Consider the following 23370-nt stretch of genomic DNA (forward strand, 5'->3'; position numbering starts at 1 on the left):
GGCGCGCAAGCGGGGGCCGCGATCACCACCCCGCATCACGGAACGTCGGCGCCGTTATAGCCCGTCCACACGATGCCGTCGGTGGTGCCGCCGTGAACCTCGACGGTGAACCACTGGCCGGCGCCGCCGGTGTTGCCGGCGCCGGTGCCATTGCCGCCGTTGCCGGCCTGGTGGTTGCCGTTGATATAGGTGCCGTCGACGCCGCGCACCCCGCCACTGGTATATCCCGCCGCACCGCCCCGGCCGCCGTCGATGCCGTCGCCGCCGGTACCGCCGGCCATCACGCCGTCGGTGGCGGTGGCGCCGTCACCGAACGCGAAGAGCGACGTCTCCGCACCGCGGGGGACGCCGCCACCGATACCACCGTCGATACCGGCCCCGCCGTGGGCGCCGGTCACCGTGCCGCTGGCCTCGGCGCCCTCGCCACCGGCCAAGATGCTGCCGCCGGCGCCGTCGGCGCCGGTACCACCGCCCGTGGCGTTGCCACCGTTGCCGCCGTGGACGGTGCCGTGTGCGATACCCCCGGCGCCACCGTCGGGGTGGCCCACGTAGACCATCCCGCCGGCGCCGTTGCCGCCGACGCTGTCGGTGCCGGTGGCGTCACCACCGCTGCCGCCGGTGGCCGATCCGTGCGCGAGCCCACCCTGGAGGGCGGCGAGCTCACCCCTAGACCCGTCGCCGCCCCGGCCGCCGTCGATACCGTCGCCGCCGGCGCCGCCCTGCGCCACGGTGGTGCTCTCGGTGCCGTCGATGCTGCCGCCGGGGTTGCTGACGGTCAGGAAGCCGGACCCACCGAAACCACCGACACCGGCGTTGCCCCAACCGCCATCACCACCGGTGGCCGACGCCGCGATGATGGTGCTGTCGGTGCCGGCGACCCATGCCTGGGCTACCCCACCCGCGCCGCCGATGCCACCGTTGTTGCCGGCCCCGCCGTTCCCGCCTTGCAGGGTGACATCGCCGATGACGCCGCCGGCTGAGGCGCGGGCGGTCGCCGATCCTCCGGTGCCGCCGTCGCTGCCGGCCCCGGCGTTGCCCCCGATCAAGGTGCTGTCGGTGACCGCACTCCCGGCACCCTCGGCGACGATCAGCACGTCACCGCCTCCGCTGACGCCCGTACCCACGCCCGCCTGCAGGGTGTTGCCGGTGATCGAGCCACCGGCAACGGCGACCAGCTCGACATGGCCACCGGAGCCGGGGACGTCGACGACGGTGTTGCCGCTGATCGTGCTGTCGATATCGACAAAGGCCCGCACGCCGGTGCCGGTTCCGCCGGTGGCTCCGGGGCCGTCCGCGGTCCCGTCGCCCCCGGCACCGCCGTCGCCGCCCGCCATCTCGGCAGCGCCGCCACCGGTCACGACGGCGCCACCGCCCCCGCCGCCGCCCCCGCCGCCGTTGCCCCCGGCGTCCGCGGTCCCGGCACCGCCGTGGCCGCCGGTCCCACCGGCGGTCGGGGCTCGAGCGCCATGCCGTCGTCGTCGACGGTGCCGTCCGCACCGTCGGCACCCCGGCCGCCGACCCCGCCGTCGCCGCCGCGGCCGTCCACCCCCGCCGCCCCGAGCGCACCCGCGGCACCGTCTGCCGAACCACCCATCCCGCCGTTGCCGCCGGCACCGCCGGCCGTGCCGTCGCCGCCATCGGCGCCGAGGATGCCCGCGGTTATGCCGTCGACACCGTTCCAGCCGTTGCCCCCGGCCCCGCCGTTGCCGCCGTTGCCCCACATCTCGCCGCCGTGGCCACCGTTGCCGCCGTCGGCACCCAGCCCACCGGCACCGCCGTCACCACCGTTGCCCCAACCACCGGCCAGACCACCGTTGCCGCCGGCCACCCCTTCGACATCCGACGACCAGCCGTTGCCTCCGTCGCCGAACCACAGCCCACCGGTCTGGCCGTCGACGCTGCCCTCGGTGCCGTCGGCACCGTTGCAGATCAGCCCGCAGGCGTCCCCGGTCAGCGGCGCGAACAGGAAGTTCACCACGTCGTTGACGCTGGAACCGAAGTCACTGGTGATCCAGTCCTGCATCATCTCGTGCAGTGGCAGGTAGAAGGTCTCCTGCCAGCTCTGCGCGAAGTCCGCGTCACCCCAGCCACCCTCGGACGCCCCCGGGTCCGCGGTGAACAGGTCGGTGAGCCACGCGAAGTCCAGCCCGAACAGCTCATCGGCCTGGGCGGGTGGTGCCGCCGCAGGCGCGACACCGAATGCCAGGAAAGCGGCGACGGTACTGCTGGCGCCTATCAGCCGGCGGTAGCGGCGCTTGGTGGATTCATTCCTCGCACGACCAGACATGACCAGAGCTCCTTAACGGGGGCATAACGATCACTCGGTAGAACCTGATAAAGAGGGACCGTAGATCGCTTATCGGGAGTTCGTCCGACAAATCGAATAATTACCGGATATCGCTATTGCCGGCGGACTCGGGTAACGCGTCACCGCAGTTCACAGGCTCAGATAGCCGGGTACATGGGCGCAAATGTTTGCTGAATGCAACGCCGGATCGCGGAACGATCTCGTTATTTCCCGGCGTGCGATAATTCGGCGGTACCGCGAGTCAGAATTACGCGGCTGCGTCATACGAAAATTACGTCCGCGGGTAGAGATATTCGGAAATTCGGGGTCACGGATTCCCGTACGCTCCAGCTGATCGGAGTTCTCGCCGCTTTCGGGGGAGCTATGCGGCAAACGTCGAATCGGCGACCGTCTCCGTCGGGCCGACACCCCGAACCGTTGCCAGGCCACCCCCGAAAACACCTCGACCCGGCCAGGGGGTGACCGGGTCGAGGCGCCTTCCAGGGGGTTAGTGAAAGGAAGTCGTCATCAGGGGTTGTTGGCTCCGTTGGTGCCGGTGAAGGTGTCGCCGTCGGAGACCGTCCCGTCGTTGTTGATGGTCTCGTAGGACTGGCCGTCGCCGCCGGTGATGCCGACTCCGGTGCCGGAGCCGCCGTCCCCGCCGGTCACATCACCGTTGGTGTAGCTGCCCGGTTCGGTGGACGCGACCGGGCCGCCCGGACCGAAGGCCCCGACGTGGACGTAGCCGGCTGCGCCGCCCTGGCCGCCGTCAATGCCGTCGCCGCCGGTCCCACCGACCACCGTGTTGTCGGTGGCGGTGGCACCGTCGCCGAGCGCGGAGATCTGGGTGGACTGTCCGTTGAAGACGCTGCCGCCGGTGCCGCCGTTGCTGCCGGACCCGCCGTTGACGCCGGTGACCGTACCGCTGGCCTCGGCGCCGTCGCCGCCGGCCAGGATGCTGCCCTTGCCGCCGGCGCCGCCGAGGCCGCCGGTTTCAGCGTCGCCGCCGTGGCCGCCCTGGGCGGTGCCGTGCGCGGTGCCCCCGCCGCCGCCGTCGGGACGACCGGCCTCGATCACCCCGCTGGCGCCGGCGCCGCCGACGCTGTCGGTGCCGGTGGCATCACCACCGTTGCCGCCGGTGGCGCTGCCGTAGGCGAGCCCGCCCTGGGTGGCCTCGAGCTCACCCCAGGAACCGTCACCGCCCTGGCCGCCGTCGGTGCCGTTACCGCCGTTGCCGCCGACGGCTTCAGCGGTCACGTCGGTGCCGCCGATGGTGCCGCCTGCCGAGTCGACCACCAGGAAGCCGGAACCCCCGTCGCCGCCGTCGCCGCCGTCACCGTCGCCGCCGTTGCCGCCGGTGGCCGAGGCGTTGGTGATGGTGGAGTCCGCGCCGATGGCCACGGCCTCAGCGGATCCACCGTCACCGCCGGTGCCGTCGTTACCGCCGGCGCCGCCGTCACCGCCGGTCACGGTGACGTTGTCGATGACCGCGCCGCTTTCGGCACCGGCCAGTGCGGTGCCCCCGTTCCCGCCGTCGCTGCCGGCTCCGGCGTTGCCGCCGGTCACGGTGCTGCCGGTGACGGTGCTACCGGGGCCGTAGGCGACAACCGTGACATCGCCGCCCAGTGCGGTGTCGGTGCCGGCGCCACCGCCCAGGGTGTTGCCGGTGATGGAGCCGCCGCCGGTGGCGATCAGTTCTACGCGACCGCCGTTGGGCCCGAGAACGTCGGCGATGGTGTTGCCGGTGATCGTGCTGTCTTCGTCGACGAAGGCCCGCACGCTGGTGCCGGTGTCGCCGGTGGCTCCGGGGCCGTCCGCGGTGCCGTCACCGCCGGCACCGCCGTCCCCGCCGGTGATGTCGGCGGTGCCGCCGCCGCTCACACTGGCGCCGCCGCCTCCGCCGCCGCCACCGCCGCCGTGACCGACCCCGTCGGCGGTGCCGGCGCTGCCGCTGCCGCCGGTCCCGCCGTTACCGCCGGTGGCTCCGTCGCCTTCGCCGGCACCGTTGCCGCCGGAACCGCCGTCGCCCCCGGCACCGTTGGCGCCGCCGTCGGTTCCCAGTCCGCCGTCACCGCCGGTCCCGCCGGCCGCACCCGTCTGCGCGTAGCCGTCGAACAGCAGGCCCGCACCGGCACCACCGTCGCCGCCCTGGCCACCGGTGCCACCGTTGCCGCCGAGGCCGTCGGCGGCGCCCAGGCCACCGGCGCCACCCGTGCCACCATTACCGCCGGCGGTCGGGGCGTCGACGACGAAGCCCTCGTCATCGACGGTGCCGTCCGCACCGTTCGCACCGCGGCCGCCGACGCCGCCGTCACCGCCACGGCCGTCCACACCGGCGTCACCGACCGCACCCGCGGCACCGTCGGCCGAGCCGCCCTTACCGCCCTGACCGCCCTGGCCGGCCTGGCCCGCGGCGGCACCGTTGCCGCCGGTGCCTCCGACGCCGCCGGTCCCGTCGCCGCCGTTGGCGAAGGTTCCGGCCAGACCCTCGGCCCCGGTCCCGCCGTTACCGCCGTTGCCGCCGGCGCCGCCGACACCACCGGTGCCGCCGATGCCCATCCACGACGAACCGTCGCCGCCGTTACCGCCCTGGCCGCCGATGCCACCGGCGACACCGTCACCGCCGACACCGGTCCCGCCGTCCTCGAAGCTGCCGGTGGCGCCATCGGTGCCCGACCAGCCGGCACCGCCGGCGCCGCCGTTGCCGCCGTTGCCCCAGGCGCCGAAGCCCAGCGAGTCCTGCGCCTGGCCCGAGGATCCGCCGTTGCCGCCGTTGCCACCGGCCAACTGTGCGGTGCCCGCGCCGCCGGCACCGCCGTCGCCGCCGTTGCCCCACATCTCGCCGCCGTGCCCGCCGTTGCCGCCGTCGGCACCCAGGCCACCCGAGCCGCCGTCACCGCCGTTGCCGATGCCGCCGGCCAGGCCGCCGTTGCCGCCGGCCACTCCTTCGATGTCGGAGTTCCAGCCGTCGCCGCCGTCGCCGAACCACAGCCCGCCGGTCTGGCCGTCGACACTGTCCTCGGTGCCGTCGGCGCCGTTGCAGATCACGCCGCAGGCGTCCCCCGTGAACGGCGCGAACAGGTCGTTGATCACGCCGTTCACGACCTGGCCGAAGTCGGAGTTGATCCAGTCCTGCAGGAAGTCGTGGAAGGGCAGGTAGGCGTTCTCCTGCCACATGATCGCGAAGTCGGGGCCGGCCAGGCCGCCGTCGGCGGTGCCCGGGTCGGCCCAGGTGTTGGGGTCGAACAGATCCCAGAACCAGTCCAGCCCGAAGTCGTCGGCCTGGGCCGGCGGTGCGACCGCGGGCGCCATACCGAAGGCCAGGAATGCGGCGGCCGCGCTGCTCGCGCCGATCACCCGGCGGTAGCGACGCTTGGTGGATTCACTCCGATGGCGACGAGACATGATCTCTGCTCCTTAACGGGGACATAACGGACATTCGACAAAAGCTGATAGCGAAGGACGTTAAGCCGCTTATCGGCGTTAGTCAAAGGAATTCCAAAATTACCGATCAGATGTCTTATCGCTTCGTGGATGTAATACGTTGCTGCAGGTCACGGGCATGTTTGCCGTGATAATAAGTCGAGTTGTTTGCTGACTTCGACGCCAGTTAACGCGAAACTCCGCATATTCTGGCCACGCGGCGCACACCTAAGACCACGAGTCATATTTACGCTTGCGTAACGTACGAAAGTTATGATTACAGGTGGACATATTCGGACGTTCGACGCAGTTTGTGGCCCGAAAGCCCGGGCCTTTCGGAGTTCTCGCCGGTTCTGGGGATGTTGAGGCTGGTGGGGTCGAATGGACGATCAGCGACGCCCGCCCGGTGCCCCCGACGTTGCCAGCTAACCCGGAAAACGCTGCGGCCCGGTCGGGAGACCGGGCCGCAGACGTTTCCTGGATGTGGGCTGGGAGGCGGGAGCCGATCCGTGGGCTCACCGCGGGGGCGCCCGCAATACCCACAAACGCGCTGCGGCCCGGTCGGGAGGACCGGGCCGCAGCGACTTCTTCGACGGTGCGTTACGAAGCGGGGGTGCCTGCCTCGCCGTCGGCGCCGCGCTCGCCGTCGGCGCCACCGTTGCCGCCGTTGCCACCGTTGCCGCCGATGCCATCGATATTGGCCGCAGCACCACCGGCACCACCGGCGCCGCCGGCCCCATCGTTGGTCGCGTCGACGTAGGTACCGCCGGCACCGCCGCCACCGCCATTACCGCCGGTCGCGGTCAGTTCGTCGCCGTGCTTGACACTGCCCAGACCGCCGTTTCCGCCGTTACCGCCGACAGCGCCGTTCTCGCCACCGGCACCACCGTCGCCACCGTTACCACCGGTCGCAGTGCCGTCGGTGGTGGTACCGCCGTAACCCTGGACCAAACCCTGGCCACCGTTGCCACCGTTACCACCGTTCTCGCCGCCGGCGTTACCGCCGTTACCGCCGATACCGGTTCCGGAGGCGGTTCCCGCAGTACCGCCACCGGTGGCCTGCACCCAGCCCTGACCACCGTTGCCTCCGGTAGCGCCGTCACCTTCGCCGCCGTTACCGCCGATGCCGGTACCCGACGCAGTTGCTCCGGGGACCTCAGCGGACACGTGACCCTCGCCGCCGTTACCACCGGTGCCACCGTTGCTGGCGTCACCACCGGTACCGCCCTGAGCGATACCGGTCACGACCGCGTCACCGTTGCCGTAGGTGCCGATATTGCCGTTACCGCCCTTACCACCGACGCTGCCTTCTCCCGTGGCATTCCCACCGTTGCCGGCCTGCGCGAGGGTGTCGGCATCACCGGTGCTGCTACCAACGGCCAGCGAGTGCGACAGCAGGATGCCCTCGCCACCGGCGCCGCCGACGCCGCCGTCCTCACCGGTACCGCCGTTGCCGCCGATGACTTTACCTTCGACGCTGCTGTCGACTGCGATCGCGCCCAGCCATGCCTGGCCGCCGTCACCGCCTTCACTGCCCTCACCGTCGGCCACGCCACCGTTGCCGGCGGTCGAGATACCGGTCGCGGTGCTGCCGGCCTTGTTGGCCTGGACCAGGCTTCGGCCGCCGGCACCACCATCACCGCCGTTCTTACCGTCACCACCATTACCGCCGGTGGATTCGACACCGTCGATCTTGCCGCCGTTCTCCGCCTGCACGCTGGCCACACCGCCGGCACCACCGACGCCACCGTCGGTGCCGTAACCACCGTTGCCGCCCTGAGCCGTGACGCCGTCGACCGAGCCACCGCCCCCGACGATGACCTCGGCCTTGCCGCCGGCTCCGCCGGTGCCGCCGTTGATCCCGGCACCGTCGTCGCCGTCGCTCATGACGCCGAACTTGGCGAAGGCCTGGAGACCGGCGTGCCCGCCGGCACTGTCGGTACCGGCCTCTGCGTCAGCAGCGTTGTCACTGCCGGCGCCACCGATGCTGTGCACGTCGGAGACCGTGCTGCCGTCACTGACCGTCAGGACCGCCTCACCACCGGCGCCACCGGTGCCCCCGTCACTACCGTCACCGCCAGCGCCACCTGTGGCAGAGCTGTCTTCCAACGTGCTGTCCTGCGTCACCGAGACGTTCGCGGCGCCACCCGCACCACCGGTGCCGTTGCCGATCGCATCGCCACCGGCACCACCGGTCACCTCGCTGTCGTGCGCAACACCGGTGCCGCCACCGGTGAGGGTGGCCGCACCACCCTGACCGCCGTCACCGCCGGCATCGTCGGCGCTGCCGTCACCGCCTGCGCCGCCTGCACCTCCTGTGACGGTGCTGCCGTCGCCGTCGATGCCACCCGCGTCACCCATGCCACCGGCACCGCCGGAACCGCCGGCATTAGCGGCACCCTGACCACCGTCACCACCGTCGCCGCCGGCACCGCCGATGGCCTCCACGCCGTCGGCGCTGCCTCGCACGCGGCCCATTGCGCCTTCGCCGCCGGTGCCGCCGGTTGCGCCGTCGGTGCCAGCGTTACCGCCGTTGCCGCCGTTACCGCCGGCCGCGGTGGCGTCAGTCGTGGTGGAGCCGTAGCCCTGGACCAGGCCCTGGCCACCGTTACCGCCGTTACCACCCACCGCGTCGGTTCCGCTCTCACCGGTTTCACCGCCGTCACCGCCCCGACCGATACCGGAAGCGGTTCCGTTCTGCGCCTGGACCCAGCCCATGCCGCCGTTGCCGCCGGTGCCGCCGTCGGCGTTACCGCCGTGACCGCCGAAGGCTTCACCCGAGGCGTAGGAGTTGATGGTCTCGGAGGACAGGTGCCCCTGACCGCCGTTACCGCCATGGCCGCCGTTGATAGCGCTACCGCCGTTACCGCCAGTCGCGGTTCCTGTCACCGTCCCCGTCTCATCCTCGGTGGACGTGTAGTTGCCGTAGGTGCCGATGTTCCCATCGCCGCCCTTGCCGCCGACACTGCCTTCACCGGTGGCGTTGCCGCCGTTGCCAGCCTGCGCGAGGGTGTCGGCATCACCGGTGCTGCTACCAACGGCCAGCGAGTGCGACAGCAGGACGCCCTGGCCACCGGCACCGCCGACGCCGCCGTCCTCACCGGTACCGCCGTTCCCGCCGATGACTTCGCCTTCAACGCTGCTGTCGACTGCGATCGCACCCAGCCATGCCTGGCCGCCGTCACCGCCTTCACTGCCCTCACCGTCGGCCTCGCCACCGTTGCCGGCGGTCGAGATGCCGGTCGCGGTGCTGCCGGCCTTGTTGGCCTGGACCAGGCTTCGGCCGCCGGCACCACCATCGCCGCCGTTCTTACCGTCACCACCATTACCGCCGGTGGATTCGACGCCGTCGATCTTGCCGCCGTTCTCCGCCTGCACGCTGGCCACACCACCGGTGCCGCCGGCACCGCCATTGGTGCCGCTACCGCCCACACCGCCGAAGACGTGGGTATCGGTGACCTGCGAGCCGTTCTTGGCAACAATCTCAGCCAAGCCGCCGGTGCCGCCGGTGCCACCGTTGTCATCACCAGTTCCGGCGTTGCCGCCGGTCACGGAGCTGTTGGTGATGGCACTTCCTTCACCTTCCGCAGTCAGGTTGGCCGAGCCACCGGCTGCAGTTTCACTGGCGTTACCGCCGATGATGGTGCTGCCACTGATCTTGCCGCCGCCACTGATGGTCGCGGTCGCCCCGCCGCCGGCGAAGTTCTCGCTGTTCGCACCGGCTTGGAAGGTGGTGTCTTCGACGCCACTGCCGGCACCGTCGACGTTCAGCGAGTTGTTCGCGCCGTTGTCGCCGTTGGCACCGTTGGCGCCGCCGTTGACACCGTGACCGCCCAGGACCACGCCGCCGTCGATCAGGCCCTCGTTGGACGCCGACATGGTCGCCGAACCGCCGCTGCCGCCGTCGCCGCCGTCGGCGGTGGCCGAGCCGGCACCACCGTTGCCACCGTTGCCACCGACTGCACGGCTGTCGCCGGTTTCGGACTTGATGACGCCGTCGCTGTCGACGCTGATGCTGGCGGCGCCACCGGCGCCGCCCTTGCCGCCGGTGTGACCATCCGCGTCGACGCCGCCGCTACCACCATTGCCGCCCGTGGCCTCGGCGCCGTCGAGAATCCCGCCGTCCACGGTGACCTCGGCGCTACCGCCCCGGCCGCCGATACCGCTGCCGGTACCGCCGGCACCGGCGTCACCGCCGCTCACCTCGACACCGGTGACGCTGCCGCCGCCGGTGACGGTGATGCTGCCCGAGCCACCCAGGGCACTGTCGGAGCTCACCCCGGCAGTAACCGAACTGTCGGCGACCGATCCACCGTCCACCGTGATCCGGGCACCGGGACCCTGCTGGTTACCGACACTGTTGCCGCCGGTGGCGCTGCTGTTGGTGATGGAGTCACCCTCACCCTTAGCAATGATGGTGGTGTCGGACGCGACCTTGCCGCTGACACCGTTGGCACCGGCACTGCCATCACCACCGGTAGCCGTGGCACCCAAAACCTCCGAGTCCTTACCCGTGGCCTGAATGTAGGTGTAGCCACCGTTACCGCCGACAACACCGGTACCGGTGCCGCTACCCGCGGTTCCGGCCGTCGCGGTGCCGTCCGCACGAGCCCCGTCGTTCAGGGCCGCAACCTGGCCACTGAAGCCGTTACCGCCCTTGCCGCCGGCGTACCCGGCACCACCGTCACCGCCGGTACCAGTACCACTGGCCTCGGCGTTGACACCGGTGGCAACCACACTGCCGATGCCACCGTTGCCGCCGGTACCACTCTCACCGAGACCGCCGTGACCACCGAACGCCTCACCGTGCGCAGAACCGCCCTGGCCAGACTTGCCGAACGCACCTTCGACATTGGCGCTGCCGCCGTTGCCGCCCTTACCGGCCGCCCCCGTGCCGGCGCCGCCGTTGCCGGCCGTGGCCTGACCGTAGGCCGTCGCACCCTGGCCCGCCGTCACCTGGGCGTAGGAGCCGTTGCCACCGGTGCCGCCGTCGCTACCGGCACCGCCGACGCCACCCTGAGCGACCGTGGCCTCAGTGCCATCCGCGGTGACCGTGCCACCGTTGGTGACGAAGACGTACCCGTTGCCGCCGACACCACCCTTACCGGCGTCCTCACCCGAACCACCGGCACCGCCCTTGGCGTGCGCTAGCTCCGGGCTACCCGCCTTCCCGACACTGCCATCGGAAGCCCGAACAATCGCCTGACCACCAGCACCACCGGTGCTGGCAGCGCCATCGGCGTCACCACCGACACCACCGGTGGCATTTCCGTAGGCGTGCTCGTTCACCCCGACCTTGTCACCATCATCGGTGATCCCGGCATCGACGTAAGCCGCGCCACCGTTGCCAGCCTTGCCGCCGTCGGTGCCTTCGCCACCCTCGCCACCGCGCGCGGTGCCCTGGGTGCTGGAATCCGCACCCCAGGCGCCGACCCGAGCCAGACCACCGTTGCCGCCGACGCCGCCGTCGCTGCCGTCGCCACCGGCCGCACCGATCGCGTGACCGTTGGTCACCGTGCCGCCGAGCTCAGCGATCACATCAGCCCTACCACCCGTGCCGGCGGTACCGCCGTTGGATGCACTGCCGCCGTCACCGCCGGTCGCAGAGCTGCCCTCGATGGTGCCGCCGCTGTTGGCGGTCACCGTCGCCGAACCGCCGGCCTTACCGCCGGCCTGGCCACCGGTCACATCCGTGTTCTTGATGGTGCCGTCGTTGGCGGTGATGGTGACCGAGCCACCGGCGGCGCTGTCGCTGCCGGCCCTCGCGGTGCCATCCACTCCAGAGACCGAGCCGCCGTTGTCGACGGTCAGCGTGGCACTACCGCCGGCGCCGCCAGAACCGGCGTTGCCCGCAGTGATGCTGCTGTCGTTGATCTCGCTCGCGGCGTCGTGAACGGTGACGGTGGCCGAACCACCGCTGGCGTTGTCGTTGGAGTCACCGGCCGTTACGTGCAGGTCGGTGACCTTCGCCCCGTCATAGATCTGGACCTCGGCGGCACCGCCGCCGTGGCCCGCACCACCGTCACCGCCGGTCGCGGAGCTGCTGTTGATCTCACTGCCCTCGTCGACGGCTTGCAGCGCAGCGCGGCCACCGTTGCCGCCGTTGGCGGTGGCGTTGCTGTTGCCGCCGTTGCCGCCGGTCGCGCTACCGGTTACCACGCTGTCTTTGGCCTGGGCCTGCATCCAGCCGGCCGCACCCTCGCCGCCGACCTTGCCTTGACCATCGCCGTCACCGCCGTTACCGCCGGTCGCAGTGCCGTTGCTGTAGGCGCCGCCACCATTGGCCGTGATCGAACCACCGCCGTTGGCCGTGGCGCCACCGCCCTTACCGCCGTTGAGTCCGTCACCACCGTCACCGCCACGCGCGGTGCCTTCAGCTTCGGCACCCGTGCCGCTGGAGAGGATGCTGCCCCGGCCGCCTTCACCACCGGTACCGCCGACTGCGGCAGTACCCCGGGTGGCGTCACCGCCGTCACCGCCGAACGCCTTACCGTGCGCGAGGCCACCGGGGCCAGCGGATCCACTGCCCGGGTATGCGCTTTGGATGTTGGCGACGCCGCCGTTACCACCCACGCTGCCGATACCGGTGCCGTCACCGCCGTCACCCGCGGTGGACTGACCGTAGGCCGTCGCACCCGAGCCGGCCGTCACCATGGCATACATGCCGTTACCGCCGGTGCCGCCGTCGAAGCCGTCGCCACCGACACCGCCCTTGCCGAAGGTGACCGTTTCGCCATCGGGGTCGCCGGTGACCGAGCCGCCGGCGCTGACGAAGACGTACCCGTTACCACCGGCGCCGCCCTTGCCGCCGCTGGTGCCGTCCTCACCGAACGAGCCGTTACCGCCGTCACCACCGATGGCGTGGGTCAGCTCCGCGTGGCCCGCAACACCGACACTGCCGTCCGGTGCCCGCAACCGCGCCTCACCACCGACACCGCCGGTGCTGCCAGAGCCGTCCGCGTTACCACCGGCACCACCGGTGGCGTTACCCGAAGCGAACTCGTCGACCCCGACCTTTCCACCCTGGTCGGTGATACCGGCGTCGACGTAGGCCGCGCCACCGTTGCCGGCCTTGCCGCCGTTGGTGCCGTCACCGCCGGCGCCGCCCTTCGCGGTGCCCTCGGTGCTGGAGTCCTCACCCCAGGCGCCGACGCGAGCCAGACCACCGTTGCCGCCGATGCCGCCGTCGCTGCCGTCGCCACCGGCCGAACCGATCGCGTGACCGTTGGTCACGGTGCCGCCGAGCTCGGCGATCACATCGGCATTGCCGCCGGCACCACCGGTGCCGCCGTCGGTCCCAGCGCCGGCGTTGCCGCCGACCGCCGAGCTACCGCTGATCGCGCTACCGGCGCCGTGCACGGTGAGGCCGGCCGCGCCGCCCGCGGCACCGGCCGTGCCGTTAGCTGCCGCGGTTGCGTCGCCACCGTCACCGCCGTTGCCGCCGGTCGCCGAACCGCCGACCGTACCGGCGTCCGCGGTGATGGTCGCAGTACCCGCGGCACCCGCGGCACCGCCGTTCCTGGTGCCGAGAGCGTCACCGCCGGCGCCACCGTTACCACCGGTCGCGAACGTGGTGTCCTTGCCGTCGACGTCGACGGTGTTGGTCACCGTGCCACCGTCGGTGGCCTCGATGGTGGCCGCACCACCGGCAGCGCCGGCAGCGCCGTTACGCGTGCCATCCGCGTGGCCGCCCTGCCCGCCGTTGCCACCGGTGGCGGTACCGCCCGCAACCGTGCTGGCACCGCTGGCCGAGATCGTGGCCGCACCACCGACACCGGTGGCCTGGTTGCCGCCGAAGGTACCGGTCGCACCGTCACCGCCGATGGCGTTACCCGTGGCACTGCTGGTGTCGGTAGCCGACACCGAAGCGACACCACCGGCGCCACCGGCGCCACCGATCCTGGTGGCGCTGGCCGCACCACCGTCACCACCGTCGCCACCGGTCGCCGAACCACCAGCCGTGCCACCGGTAGCGGTGATGGAGCCGGCCGCACCGTCACCACCGGCACCACCGGCGAAGCCGACGGTCCCGGCACCACCGTCACCACCGTCACCACCGGTCGCGGCACCGCTAGCGGTGCCCCCGTCAGCGGTGACGCTGGCCGCACCCGCGTTACCGCCGTGCGCACCCGCCTTGCCGCCGAACGCATCAGCACCGCTACCACCGGTTCCACCAGTCGCAGTGGTGGTGTCGTTACCGTCACCGTCCACCGAGTTGGTGATCACGCCGCCGTTGGTGGCCTCGATGGTGGCCGCACCACCAGTCCGGCCATAACCGCCGTTGACGGCGCCTTCGCCGTCGCCGGCCTGGCCGCCGTTACCACCGGTGGCGGTACCGCCCTCGATGGTGCTGCCATCGGTGCCGGAGATGGTGGCCGCGCCACCCGCTCCGGCGGCCTGAGTGCCGCCCAGGGCGCCCGTCCCGCCGGTGCCGCCGATCGCGGTGCCGGTCACATCACTGCCGGTCGCCGAGATCTCGGCTGCACCACCGACCCCGCCGGCACCACCAGCCCTGGCCGCGCTGGCGTCACCGCCGGTTCCACCGTTACCGCCGGTCACCACGCCGCTGGCCGTGCCGTCGTCTGCGGTCAGGGTGGCCGCGCCACCCTTGCCGCCGGTCCCGCCGAGGAAGGCACCGAAGCCGTCACCGGCACTGCCGCCGTCACCACCGGTGACCACCGTGGAGTCTTTGCCGTCACCGTCGACGGTGTTGGTCACCGTGCCACCGTTGTCCGCGGTGATGCTCGCGACGCCACCGGCACCGCCCTTGCCGCCGTCGGCGTTGCTGCCGTCACCACCGAGAACAGTGCCGCCCTCGACGGTGCTGTCGTTGCTGGCGGTGATCGACGCCGTACCACCGGCCCCGGCCGTCTGCCCGCTCGGGCCGGCGTTGCCGCCGTCGCCACCGACCACCGTGCCCGTCGCCGAACTGGTGTCGTTGGCCGTAATGCTCGCAGCACCCGCCGTTGCACCGTTAGCACCAGCCACAGTCGCGGTCGCGTCGCCACCGTTACCGCCGTTACCACCGGTGACCTCACCAGAAGCCGTGCCACCGTTGGCCGTAATGGTGGCTGCACCACCGGTAGTGCCGGTGCCGCCCTTACCGCCGACATCACCGGCACCACCGTTGCCGGCATTACCACCGGTCGCGGTGCCACTCGCGTCGCCACCCACGGAGGCGATGGTGGCCGCACCACCGGCACTGCCGTTGCCGCCGGCGTTACCGGCACCGCCGACACCACCGTCACCACCTTCACCACCGGTGGCCTCACCGGAAGCCGTGCCCCCGGTCGCCCGGATCGTCGCCGTGCCACCCTTACCGCCGGTACCACCGACACCGTCGGAGTTGCCCGCACCACCGGAACCACCGACACCGCCGGTGACCACACCGGTGGCCTCGCCACCGCCGGCCGCCGCGATCAGGCCGGTGCCGCCGGTACCACCCTTACCGCCGGCCGCACCGTCATCAGTGCCGCCGCTACCACCGACACCACCGGTGGCGGTAGCGCCATCGACCTTGCTACCGGCATCAGCCGAGTTGATCTCACCGACACCACCGGCACCGCCGACACCACCGTCGGCGCCCGCACCACCGACACCACCGGTCGCGATGGAGTCGGTGACCAAGCCACCGTTGACGACGATCCGGCCGATACCACCAGCACCGGCAGCGCCGCCGTCGCTGCCCAGACCGGCCTCGCCGCCGAACGCCTTGCTGTCCTCGATCTGACCACCCGCGGCGGACATCGACGCCGCACCACCAGCCGAGGAGTCACCACCCTCAGCACCAGTCAGGGTGCTGTCAATGATCCGGCCACCGGCCGAAGCGGACGCCGTGGCGCCGCCACCGGCCCCGCCCGCCCCGGCGTTGCCGCCGGAGGCGTTGACACCGTCGATCTCACTGCCCGCGCCGTCAGCCTTGATCGTCACCGAACCACCGGCGCCACCCTCGGTGGCGTTACCACCGACAGCGTGGCTGTCGCTGACGTGACCATCACTGTTTGCGCCGATGCCGGCGCTACCACCGGCCTTCCCGGCCGCACCGTGACCGCCAACCGCGGTGGAGTCGGAGATCACCGCACCGTTGCTGGTCGTACTCGTCTCGACACCGATCGCAGCGGTGCCACCGCCGCCACCGTTGACGCCGATACCGCTGTTGCCGCCGTTTCCGGCGGTCGCCACACCGTCGATGATGGTGCCGCCAGCGCCCATGCCGATGAGGCCGATACCGCCCTTACCACCGGTCAAGTCGTCATGACCGTCGCCACCGTTACCACCGGTGGCTACGCCCTGGACATCAGCGTCATCACCGTTGGCCCGCAGTTCGCCGAGGCCACCGGCACCACCGGTGCCACCGTCGTAACCGTCACCACTGTCACCGGAGTACGCCGCACCACTGACGTGCGCGTTGTCACCGAACGCCACCACCAGCGAGTAGGCACTGGTGCCACCGGTGCCGCCGTCGTAACCGTCACCGCCGTCACCCGCATGCGAGATCGCGGACCCATCCACGCTGGACCCGACACCATCGGCGTAGATGCGGGCCGAACCACCGCCACCACCGGTGCTGTCCTCGCCGTAGGCGTTACCACCGTTACCGCCGATCGCCGTGCCGTCGGTCGAGCCGCCAACGTCCCCGTAACCGCTGGCGATACGCGCATCACCGCCAAGACCACCGACGGCGTTGGTGCCGGTCGCGTCACCGCCGTTGCCCGCGGTCGCACTACCGGTCGCCGACTCACCCGCGAACTCGTACGAACCGTGCATCTCGGCGTCACCACCGGTACCACCGGTACCGCCGTCGGAACCGTCGCCACCGTTACCGGCCTGCAGGACGCCGTCGAAGACGACGCTGCCCTCGCTCGACCTCACGATCGCGTTGCCGCCGAGACCACCGCTGCCGCTGTCACTGCCCACACCACCGTCGCCGGCCGTGGCCTCGGTGTCCCTGATAACACCACCGCTGGCCGCGGTGACCAGCACCGAACCGCCGTCCCCGCCGGCACCGCCGTCGGAGCCCTCACCGGCGTTACCCGCGGTGAAGGTGTTGTCGGTGACCTGAGTACCGGTGCCGTCGGCCGTGATGGTGACGTCGCCGCCGTTGGCGGTCTCCGAGCCGGCACCGACCTGCAAGGTGTTTCCGGTGATCGACGCGCCGCCGGTCGCCTTCAGTGTCGCGTTGCCGCCGTTGATACCGGTCCCGGCGTCCATGCCGAGGATGGTGTTGCCGGCGATGGTGCTGCCCGCGTCGAGGTTGGCCTGGACGCTGCCGCCCGTGCCACCGGTCTCGCCCGGACCGTCCGCGGTGCCGTTGGCTCCGTCGCCGCCCTTACCGCCGGTGAGGCCGTCGGTCACCGCGCCGCCGCCGAGCACGCTGGCGCCACCACCGCCACCGCCACCGCCGCCGCCGTTGCCGGCTGCGGTGGTCGATCCGGCACTGCCCTGGCCACCGACACCACCGGCACCACCGGTGGTGTTCAAGCCGTAGGTGCCACCCGTGCCACCGGCGCCACCGTTACCGCCATCGCCGAAGCGACCACCGTCGTAGGCGACACCGCCTTCTCCACCGGTGCCACCGGCCGCGCCGGCCTGCGCGAAGCCGCTGTCGTCATCGAGCAGGCCCTCGGTGGCGCCATTGCCACCGTTTCCACCGTTGCCACCGGCACCGGCGTTACCGCCGACTGCCTGCGTGGTGCCGCCGGTGCCGGCGTGGCCGCCATCGCCACCCCGGCCACCGTCACCACCGGCAGTCGGGGCAGAGATCTCGACGCCGGAGGCGTCGGCCGTGCCGTGCTGGCCGTCGGCACCGGTACCACCGGCGCCACCGTTGCCACCGTTACCGGCGACACCGTCGGAGCCGCTGTCGGCCTGGCCGTCGCGACCCTGGCCGCCGGCACCACCGACGCCGGCGTCACCACCGGTGCCACCGGAACCACCGGCGTAGCCGTCGACGTGCGACGCATCGCCGTCGGCACCGGCGGCGCCGTGTCCACCGCGACCACCGGATCCACCGGCGCCACCTTCGCCGCCGAGGCCTTCTAGGCCGTTGTTGGTGCCCTGACCGCCGGCGCCACCGTTACCACCGACACCACCGGCGGAACCGGACTCACCGTCGCCACCGGCGGCGCCGTCACCGGCACCCAGTACCGCATCGGTGCCGTTCTGGCCGTCGTAGCCGCGACCACCGACGCCACCGTCACCACCGGCACCACCATCGCCCTGCGCGGCACGGGTGTTGTCGGTCTTCAGGCCGCCCTGGCCACCGTCACCACCGGCGCCACCGTTGCCACCGGCACCACCGGCCACACCTTCGGTCGTGCTGGCGAGGCCTTCGTGGCCGTCGCCACCCTTGCCACCGGCGCCACCGATACCGGCCGCACCGTCGGCACCGTCATCGGCCTGGCCGGTGCGGCCCGTACCACCGACACCGCCGTGGCCGGCGTTACCGCCGGCACCACCGACGCCACCGGCGTAGCCGTCGAGGTGGCCGGTGGTGCCATCGGCACCATCGGCACCGGCGCCACCGTTGCCGCCGGAACCGCCGGCGCCACCCTCGCCGCCGAGGCCCTCGACTCCGTTGGTCTTGCCGCTGCCGCCCTGGCCACCGTTACCACCGTTACCACCGGCGGTACCGTGCTGACCGTCGCCACCGGCAGCGCCGTTGCCCGCGCCTTCGGTCGCGTTCTGGCCGTTGAGGCCCGTGTAGCCCTTGCCACCGGTGCCACCGTTACCGCCGTCGCCACCGACACCACTGTCGGCACGGGTGTTGTCGGTCTTCAGGCCGCCCAGGCCCGCGTCACCACCGGCGCCACCGTTACCGCCGTTGCCGCCGGCCACCCCTGCGGTCTGGCTGTTCGTGCCGTTGAAACCGTCACCACCGTCACCGGCGTCACCACCGACACCGGCCGTACCGTCGGCACCGTCGCCGGCCTGGCCGTTGCGGCCCGTACCACCGACACCACCGTGGCCGGCGTTACCACCGGCACCACCGGCCCCACCGGCGTAACCGTCGACGTGACCGGCCGTGCCGTTGGCGCCGTCGGCACCCTCGCCACCGTTGCCGCCGGAACCACCGGCGCCACCTTCGCCACCGAGGCCCTGCTGGCCGGTGCTGCTTCCGCTGCCGCCCAGGCCACCGTTACCGCCGTTACCACCGGCGGTACCCGACTCACCGGCACCACCGGCAGCGCCGTTGCCGGTGCCCTCCTCAGCGTTCGCGCCTGCCTGCCCGGTGTAGCCCTCGCCACCGGCTCCACCGTTACCGCCGTCACCACCGGCACCCTGGGCCGCACGGGTGTTGTCGGTCTTCAGGCCACCCTGACCGCCCTGGCCGCCCTGGCCACCGTTACCGCCGTTGCCGCCGGCCAGCCCCGCGGTCTGGCTGTTCGCACCGGCGAAGCCGTCACCACCGGAACCGGCGTCACCACCGACACCGGCCGTACCGTCGGTGCCACTGGCGGCCGGGCCGTTTCGGCCCGTACCGCCGACACCACCGTGGCCGGCGTTACCACCGGCACCACCGGCGCCACCGTCGTAGCCGTCGACGTGCGCGACATTGCCGTCGGCACCGTCGGCACCCTCGCCACCGTTACCGCCGGAACCACCGGCGCCACCCTCGCCACCGAGGCCCTCCGCGCCCTGAACCCGACCAGAACCACCCTGGCCGCCGTTACCACCGTTACCACCGGCGGTGCCGTGCTGGCCGTCGCCACCGGCCGCCCCGTTGCCGGAGCCTTCGGTCGCGTTCTGGCCGTTCGTGCCCGTGTAGCCCTTGCCGCCGGTGCCACCGTTACCGCCGTCGCCACCGACACCACTGTCGGCACGACCGGAACCGTCGGCCTTCAGGCCGCCCAGGCCCGCGTCGCCACCGGCGCCACCGTTACCGGCGTTACCACCGGCCACCCCCGCGGTGTGGCTGTCGGCGCCGTTGAAGCCGTCACCACCGTTACCGGCGTCACCACCGACACCGGCCGTGCCGTCGGTGCCGCTGGCGGCCCGGCCGCTGTCACCGTTGAGTCCACCGAGGCCGGCCTTGCCGGCGTTACCGCCGGCGCCACCGGCGCCACCGTCGAAGCCGTCGAGGTGGCTGGCGTTGCCCTTGGCACCGTCGGCGCCGTCGCCACCTTCGCCACCGTCACCGCCGTCGCCACCGACACCACCGGCGCCGGCCTGGCCGGACGTGCTGCCGGAACCGGCCTTACCGCCGGCGCCGCCGTTACCGCCGGCGGTACCGGACTCACCGGCGCCACCGGCAGCGCCGTGACCGGAGCCCTGAGTTGCATTCAGCCCCGCATCGCCGTCGTAGCCGTCGCCACCGTCACCACCGGCACCACCATTACCGCCGACGCCCTGCGCGGCGCGGCCGCCGTTAACTTCCAGGCCGCCGAGGCCACCGGTGCCACCGTCACCACCGGCACCACCGTTGCCGCCGGAAACTCCTGCGGTGTCGCTGTTTTCGCCGTCGAAGCCCTCGCCGCCGTTACCACCGGCGCCACCGACACCCGCGTGGCCGTTGGTACCGTCGGCGGCCTTGACGCCATCGCCGCTCAGGCCGCCGATACCGGCCTTGCCGGCGTTACCACCGGCGCCACCGGCCTGACCATCGGTGCCATCGACGTGGTCAGCCGTGCCGTCGGTGCCGTTGGCACCCTTGGCGCCGTCACCACCGTTGCCACCGTTACCGCCGACGCCACCGGCGCCGGCGTCGCCTTCGTTGAGGCCCTGGCCGCCGACACCGCCGACGCCACCGTTACCGCCGGAACCACCGTGGGTTCCGGACGCACCGGCGCCGATGGTGTCGCCGTTGACACCGTTGTAGCCGTGGCCACCGCGGCCACCGGCGCCACCATCGCCGCCGTCGCCCTGGTCGGCGCGGCTGCCGTCGGTCTCCAGACCACCGAGGCCACCGGCGCCACCGGTGCCACCGGCACCACCGTTGCCGCCGTCGATCCGCTCCGCGGTGCCGTCGACACCCTGGTAGCCCTGGCCACCGGCGCCACCGGCGCCACCGGCACCGGCAGAACCGTCGGTACCACTGGCTGCACGGGTGCCGTCGCCGTTGGAGCCACCGACACCGGCGTGCCCGGCGTTACCACCGGCGCCACCGGCCTGGCCCGCGCCGCCGTCGATGCGGTCGGCGGTACCCGCGGCACCGACTGCACCTTCGGCGCCGTCACCACCGGATCCACCGTTGCCGCCCTCGCCACCGGCACCGTGGGAGCCGGCGGTGGCACCGCTACCACCGACGCCACCGTCACCACCTGCGCCGCCGTTGCCGCCGCTCTCACCGGCCGCGCCGGGAGCGTCGCCGTTTTCGCCTTCGTGGCCGTCGCCACCGCGACCGCCGGCACCACCGTTGCCGCCGTCGCCGCTGGCCGCCCGAGTGTCATCGGCCTTCAGGCCGCCCAGGCCACCGTTGCCACCGGCGCCACCGGCCTGACCGGCCTGCCCGTCGGGGCTGTCGACGGTGCCGTTGTTGCCGTTCGCGCCGTCCTTACCGTCACCACCGTTACCGCCGACACCGGCGGTGCCCGCCGCCGCGCGCGTTCCGTCGACCTCGCGACCGCCCAGACCGGCGTTGCCGCCGAGTCCACCGTGACCACCCGCGGTACCGGCGGCGGCAGCCGTGTCAGCCGCGGCGTCGTAGCCGGCGCCACCGGCACCACCGTTGCCGCCCTTACCTGCGGAACCGTCCGCACCCACCTGCGCGAACGCGCCGTTCCCGGATGCACCACCGGCACCACCGGCACCGGCGTCACCACCGTTGCCACCGGACTGGCCCGCACCGCCGTCGGGGTTGTCGGCGTCACCGGCCGTACCGGCGTCACCGTGGGCGCCGTCGGTGCCGCTACCACCGGCACCACCCACGCCACCGACGCCGTGCGCGCCGATGTTGGCACCTAGGCCCCCGGCACCACCGTCACCGCCGGCGCCACCCTTACCACCGGACGTACCGGCCGCGGCGTTGGCATCGGCGGCGGCGTCATACCCGGCACCACCGGCGCCACCGGCGCCACCGTTACCGCCGTCACCCTGCGCGGCACGGGTCTCGCCGTCGGCCTCTAGGCCGCCCAGGCCGCCCGCACCACCGGCGCCACCCTTACCGCCCTCCGTGCCGTCCGGGTCCGCGGCGGTGCCGTCGGTACCGGCGAAGCCCGCACCACCTTCACCACCCGCGCCACCGGCACCGGCCACACCGTCGGCGCCGTCGGCTGCCTGGCCACCCGCACCCTGACCACCGGCGCCACCGACACCGGCGTTACCGCCGGCTCCGCCGGCCTGGCCGTCGAAACCATCGATGTGGTCGGCGGTGCCGTCCGCACCGTCGGCGCCATCAGCACCCACACCACCGGAACCACCTTCACCACCGATACCGCCGGCGCCCTCGACCCCGCCCTTACCTGCGGTGCCATTGCTGGCGAACCAGCCACCGGAACCGCCGGCACCGGCCGTACCCGCGGCACCGCCGTTACCGCCGGCGCCACCATTGCCACCGGCCGTACCGTCGGGGTTCGTCGCGTCACCGGCTTCACCGTCGGCACCGGCGCCACCTTCGCCGCCCTCGCCACCGACACCGCCGGCACCACCGGCACCGCCCTTACCGAAGAAGTACGAGCCCTTACCGCCGGCGCCACCGTTACCGCCGGCTCCACCGTTGCCACCGTTGGTGCCCGCCGCACCCGCGATCGCGCCGGCGACACCCGCGGCACCGGCCACACCCGCGCCGCCGGCGCCACCGGCACCGGCGTCGCTGAAGACACCCCACAGCGCGGCGTCACCACCGCGGCCACCGTTGCCGCCGACAGCGCCTTCTTCGAGAGCAGTACCGCCGTTACCGCCGGCACCACCGGAGCTGAACCACGAGAACAGGCCCGCGGCGCCACCATCGCCACCGTGGCCGCTGCCGTAGCCGTCACCGCCGGCTCCACCGTCGCCGCCCCACAGACCGGCCTGCCCACCGGCACCGCCGTCCAAGCCTGCGATCGAGCCATCGTTGTCCCAGCCGTCACCACCGTCACCCCACAGCCAGCCACCCGCGCCGCCGTCGGGGTGCTCGGCCGTGCCGTCGGCGCCGTCACCGAAGGGCTTGAGCCAGTTGATCTCGCTCCAGTTGAAAGAGGAATCCGCAGCGCCGGGCAGGTCGAGCGCCTCGGCGCCGATCCCGCTCAGGCCAAGATCACCCAGGATCGCGTCCCAGGCGGAGCCGTCACCGAGTCCGTCCAGGAACGGACTCCAACTGGTGGGGTCCAGCACCTCCGCCCAAGCGTCCTGGTCGCCCCAGTTCACGCTCAGGTCGGCGAACGCGTCGCCCAGACCCTCACCGAACAGGTCGATCAGCACGTCGTCGAAGTCGGCGTACGCCTTGGGCATGGGCGTCAACGGCCCGAACCCGAACGCAAGGAAGGCGCTCAATGCGCTGCCGGCACCGAAGACCTGGTTGATCCGACGCTTGGCAGCACTTTGACGACGATGACGGGCCATGGCGAAATTCCCCTTAACTAGCACTCACTGACAGCACAGGAAACCTGTTGGAATCGAAGGTTAACAGTGATTCGAGACACGTCAACTGGAGTCCGGTTTAGGGAACTGGAGCGCGATTCACCGGTCGACCAACCGGTTTGCTGGGTCATAGCTTGTCTATGAGTAGAGAATTACCCCAA

General features: G+C 72.2%; 4 protein-coding genes. All 4 read right to left on the minus strand.

Translation table 11 applies throughout. From position 1 onward, the window contains the following. Positions 1-35: 35 nt before the first annotated feature. The 4 genes from RCP38_RS18595 to RCP38_RS18610 all read right to left on the minus strand — a co-directional run bounded on the left by RCP38_RS18595 (position 36) and on the right by RCP38_RS18610 (position 23191). Positions 36-1358 (minus strand): hypothetical protein, encoded by a 1323-nt coding sequence (locus RCP38_RS18595; protein ID WP_308474374.1) that lies wholly within the window; start codon positions 1356-1358, stop codon positions 36-38. After that, positions 1355-2287: a PGRS repeat-containing protein gene (locus RCP38_RS18600; protein WP_308474375.1), complete on the minus strand. Its 933-nt coding sequence runs from the start codon at positions 2285-2287 to the stop codon at positions 1355-1357. Before RCP38_RS18600 ends, RCP38_RS18595 begins: the two co-directional genes overlap by 4 nt. Before the next feature lie 528 nt (positions 2288-2815). Continuing rightward, positions 2816-5692 carry a PGRS repeat-containing protein gene (locus RCP38_RS18605; protein ID WP_308474376.1) on the minus strand — a complete coding sequence of 959 codons (2877 nt, stop codon included), beginning with the start codon at positions 5690-5692 and terminating at the stop codon, positions 2816-2818. 618 nt (positions 5693-6310) lie between these two features. Then, positions 6311-23191, minus strand: coding sequence for a beta strand repeat-containing protein (locus RCP38_RS18610; RefSeq protein WP_308474377.1), 16881 nt, complete (start codon positions 23189-23191; stop codon positions 6311-6313). Positions 23192-23370: the final 179 nt, after the last annotated feature.

The organism is Mycolicibacter sp. MU0083 (genome assembly GCF_963378075.1).
GTDB classification, from domain to species: domain Bacteria; phylum Actinomycetota; class Actinomycetes; order Mycobacteriales; family Mycobacteriaceae; genus Mycobacterium; species Mycobacterium kokjensenii.

What these genes read in the sequence shown, in the direction of transcription:
- RCP38_RS18600 (WP_308474375.1), bottom strand. Translation starts at nt 2,287, where the DNA reads ATGTCTGGTCGTGCGAGGAATGAATCCACCAAGCGCCGCTACCGCCGG.
- RCP38_RS18605 (WP_308474376.1), bottom strand. Translation starts at nt 5,692, where the DNA reads ATGTCTCGTCGCCATCGGAGTGAATCCACCAAGCGTCGCTACCGCCGG.
- RCP38_RS18610 (WP_308474377.1), bottom strand. Translation starts at nt 23,191, where the DNA reads ATGGCCCGTCATCGTCGTCAAAGTGCTGCCAAGCGTCGGATCAACCAG.